This is a genomic window from Agromyces sp. P1_H4 (assembly GCF_056405255.1).
Map to the genome: position 1 here is coordinate 1 of NZ_JBFUCL010000357.1, position 3,786 is coordinate 3,786.

The window sequence follows — 3,786 nt, forward strand, 5'->3', positions numbered from 1 at the left end:
GAATGAGGCCGACGGCGAGCACCCGCACGTTCACGATCCTCGAAGCGGCCGCACTCGCCGGCGCCGCGCGCTCGCACGAGGTCTCGATCGCCTCCGGCCCGTCGGTCGCCGCGTTCGCTGCGAGCCTCCACGAGGCGCGCGGCCTGACCGAGCCGCTCGAGTTGGACATCGCCGACGGGCACCACGGCAACGGTCGCCGCCATCGCCGCACTCTCGACCGCGTCGAGTTCGCCGCCACGGCCGTCGCGAACGCGCTCCTCGGGCGCGAGCCACCGCCGACGGCGCGGGTCGGCTCACCGCGGTGGTGAAGTACCCGCTCGGCCGGGGTGGCGGGATCGCACGGAACCGCCCGAACCGGGCTGCCGACCTCCATAAGCGCCGAGGAGGCGGCGCTCATCGACGGGGAGCAGCGCCAGTCCGACGGCGAGGATGAACAGGGGGATGGAGCTGTAGACCGGACCGAACGGCACGTTCCAGAGCGTCCGTACGGCGACGTAGATGAGCACCGCGCTCGCCACGTTGTGCGCCACCCGCACACTCATCCCTCGCACGAGGAGAACCACGATGACGACGATGAGCACGATCCCCGGGATGCCGAAGAACGCCCAGAAGTCGCCGACGAGCGAATGCAGCTCGAAGCGGTCGCCGAACATGTAGCTCTCGACGTAGCCGTTGTCGGGGTCGTAGCCGATCGCCGCCATCCCGGTCTTCGCGGCCGTGATGTCGTTGAAGGTCGGCAGGGCGCCTGCGCCGAAGCCCCATGGCTGCTCCTGGAAGAGGGCGGCCGTGGCGGCAAGCTCGGGCCTTCCGCCGAGCAGGAGCGAGCCGGCCGTGTCGATCTGCTCGATGGATCGCCGCCGCGTCTCCTCGCCGAGGACGCCCTCGAGGATCATGGCCTGCGCGAAGGTGTAGACGATGTAGCCGAGCGCCGCGAGGCCCCCGACGACCCGCAATGCCGAGGCCCGTCGACTCGCACGTCGAGGCCGCATCTGCCAGAGCACGAGCAGCCCGGTGAGCATGAGGATCCCGAACGACGATCGCGCATCGGTGAACGCCGACGCAGCTGCGAGGCCGAGCACGACCACCGCTTCGAGGATGCGCCGTCCAGCCATCTGGGCCAGGGCCAGCAGGATGACGGTGGTCGGGACGGCGAAGCCGAACTTCCAGGGGTTCTCGGCGAACAGCGGCGAGTCCGGCGCCACGCCCACGAGCATGCCCACCCCGTAGGCGAGGGCCACTTGGGCGTCCGTCAGGAACTGTCGGCTCCACAGCACGACGCCGACGCTGCAGAGGGCGCCGCCGATGAGCACGGAGACGCTGACCATGAGCGAGAAGTCCACCGGGCCGGTCGACTTGGTGAGCTCCGTCAGCCAGACGCCGGACAGCAGGGCGGCGGCACCGGCCGCCAGCAGCAGGAACCCGCCGCGATAGTGCTTGAGCGCGCTCCACCACAGCGGGACCATCAGGACCGACAGCAGCGCCGCCACGGTCACGTTGCCCGGCAGGTCGATCCGCACCGCGATCACGGCGATCACGGCGAGCGCGAGGATCGCGATGACGCGATTCGAGCTCGACCCCCTGCGCTTCGTGGCGACCGAATCCACGGCGGTCGGATCCGCGGTGAGCGGCGCGCCCACGAGGATCGGTCGTTCTCGGGTCATGGTCACCCCCTGCGGGTTGGATGACGCAGCCGCCGTCGGCCGCTGCGCCCAACACTAGGCCGTCGAGCCCGCGGAGGGAATGGGATGGGTGACGACCACGTCGGACGGAGTGCTGCTGTCCACACGTGCGGTGTCAACGGGCCTCGTCCGAACCCCGCTCCCGCAGGGGTCGCAGCGGCCGGGAGAACACTCCGCGAGCGGCGAGCTCTTCGAGGATGCGGTCGGCGACCCCTGGGCTGCTCACCTGGCCGATGTGCTCGGCGACCTCCCGGCGTCGCCGCGATGTGGTGAGGCCGCCGTCGAGGACGTCCCGGCCGAACTCGCGCACGTCGTCGATGGTCAAGAGCTTCGGACCCGGAAGCCAGTCGAGCGCGTCGGAGGGCTCGAACCCGCGTCCGGCGGTGTAGCCCGATTCGTCGGGGACGACGAAGGCGATGGGGCGGTCGAGCGCGAGGTAGTCGATCCAGACGCTGGAGTAGTCCGTGAGCAGCGCGGCGGATGCACCGAGGAGCTCGTAGAGCTGCACCCCGGCGTCGCGGAGGTCCTCGTTCGTGACGACGCGCGCGCCCTCGATGTGCCGGCTCTCGGCGTCCTGCGGGTGCGGCTTCACCACGACCGAGATGCCGAACTCGCGTCTGAGGATCTCGACGCCGCGGGCCATCACCGCGTTCACGTCGGAGACCTCGTCGGGCGCGACATCCGACGACGCTGCGGTCAGGCCTCGGCCCTTGTTCTGCCTGAACGTCGGCATCCACAGCACGAACGGGCGGTCGGCTGGGATCTCCAGCCGGTCGAGGGGCACCGGGCCCCGACTGAACTGGTCGATCCGCGGGTTTCCCGTCAGCAGCAGCCCTCCCGGGGGAAGGCCGCTGTGCCTCGCGAGKATCTCCCCGAACTGCCGGCTGCTCGCCACGAGGTAGTCCGAGTGGATGGCTGGGCGACCCTTGGCATCGGTCATCACCGAACCCTTGAAGCCGCCGCCGTGCCACAGGTTGACCATGGTCTTGCCACGGACACGTCCGGGGTTCCCGTAGAGCCCGTGCGTGAACATCGAGACCTCGGCGGTGACGAATCGCCGTACGGCGGCGAGGGAGCGATGCGCGACGAGCCGGACTCGGCCGTCGGGGTCGGCACCCGACGCGTCGAGCACGGCGCGTCCGTCGTCGAGGTCGGTCACGAGCCAGTACACCGGGCCCGGATAGCGACGCGCGGACGCCCGCACCATCTCGACGGCGTTGCCCTCGTTCACCGGAAACCCATGGATGACCAGATGCGACGCGCGCGGCGTGAGCACCATCGCCCACTGCACGAGCAGCCGCTGGACCCGACGCGCGACCTCCTTCACTCGCCGCATGGTCCATCCGCCGCAGGCATCGGGCTACGCGCCCTCGCCGTGGAGCAGGTCGAGCGTGCGGCGCAGCCGTGTGCTCGACGTCGTGGCCGTGTACGGGAAGTAGAGGATCTCGACGCCGAGCTCGGCGAACTCCCGCTCGAGGGCGTTCCAGCGCTCCGTCCCCCGCCAGTCATCGCCGACGAACATGCGGTCGAATCGCAGGCTCTCCCACGCCCGGCGCTTGTCCATCGAGGTCTGCGGCACGGTGAGGTCCACGCAGCGCAGGGCGGACACGATCTGCCGCCGCTCGGCGAACGGCACGATGGGTGATGAGCCCTTCGCCTCCTGCGCCAGCTCATCGGTCGTGATCCCGACGATGAGCTGGTCGCATTGCGCCTTCGCACGCTCGAGCAATCGCAGGTGGCCGATGTGGAACATGTCGTACACGCCTGTGGTGTAGCCGAAGATCATCTGGCCTCGCCCCCTTCGTGGCGACAGCCTACTCACTCGCGACTCCACCGACGCGTGCAGCTACGACGACGGCTGCCCGAGGAACTCGGCGACCGCGGCGGTGATCCCGTCGCGGGTCTCCTCGTCGGACGCCGTCGCCACGCCGTCACCGGGCTGCGGTCCGTAGTCGCCGAACGCGGCGTGGTTCGCACCCTCGAGCAGCACCGACACGGTGTCGGCCGGCAGCAGGCCCGCCGACGCCTCGACCTTGGCCGGGGTCGACAGCCCGTCGTTCTCGCCGACGAGCGAGAGCACGCGCAGGTCGGTGTCCGAGAGGTCGTT

5 protein-coding genes are annotated in these 3,786 nt (G+C 70.3%); 1 reads left to right on the forward strand and 4 read right to left on the reverse strand.

All coding sequences use genetic code 11. From position 1 onward, the window contains the following. Positions 1–308 (forward strand): hypothetical protein (locus tag AC1DY2_RS16960; RefSeq protein WP_476763478.1); only part of this gene is annotated, 308 nt, incomplete at its 5' end. Here AC1DY2_RS16960 and AC1DY2_RS16965 read toward each other — a convergent pair. The 4 genes from AC1DY2_RS16965 to AC1DY2_RS16980 all read right to left on the reverse strand — a co-directional run. Next, positions 294–1,661 (reverse strand): hypothetical protein, encoded by a 1,368-nt coding sequence (locus tag AC1DY2_RS16965; protein ID WP_476763479.1) that lies wholly within the window; start codon positions 1,659–1,661, stop codon positions 294–296. The two genes, AC1DY2_RS16960 and AC1DY2_RS16965, sit on opposite strands and share 15 nt — an antisense overlap. 133 nt (positions 1,662–1,794) lie before the next feature. Further along, positions 1,795–3,015 (reverse strand): CDP-glycerol glycerophosphotransferase family protein, encoded by a 1,221-nt coding sequence (locus tag AC1DY2_RS16970; protein ID WP_476763480.1) that lies wholly within the window; start codon positions 3,013–3,015, stop codon positions 1,795–1,797. A gap of 24 nt (positions 3,016–3,039) precedes the next feature. Beyond that, entirely contained in the window at positions 3,040–3,465 is a 426-nt protein-coding gene (locus tag AC1DY2_RS16975) for an FAD synthase family protein (RefSeq protein WP_476763481.1), read from the reverse strand. 60 nt (positions 3,466–3,525) lie between these two features. Continuing rightward, positions 3,526–3,786 (reverse strand): alpha/beta hydrolase (locus tag AC1DY2_RS16980; protein ID WP_476763482.1); only part of this gene is annotated, 261 nt, incomplete at its 5' end.

What these genes read in the sequence shown, in the direction of transcription:
- AC1DY2_RS16965 (WP_476763479.1), bottom strand. Translation starts at nt 1,661, where the DNA reads ATGACCCGAGAACGACCGATCCTCGTGGGCGCGCCGCTCACCGCGGAT.
- AC1DY2_RS16975 (WP_476763481.1), bottom strand. Translation starts at nt 3,465, where the DNA reads ATGATCTTCGGCTACACCACAGGCGTGTACGACATGTTCCACATCGGC.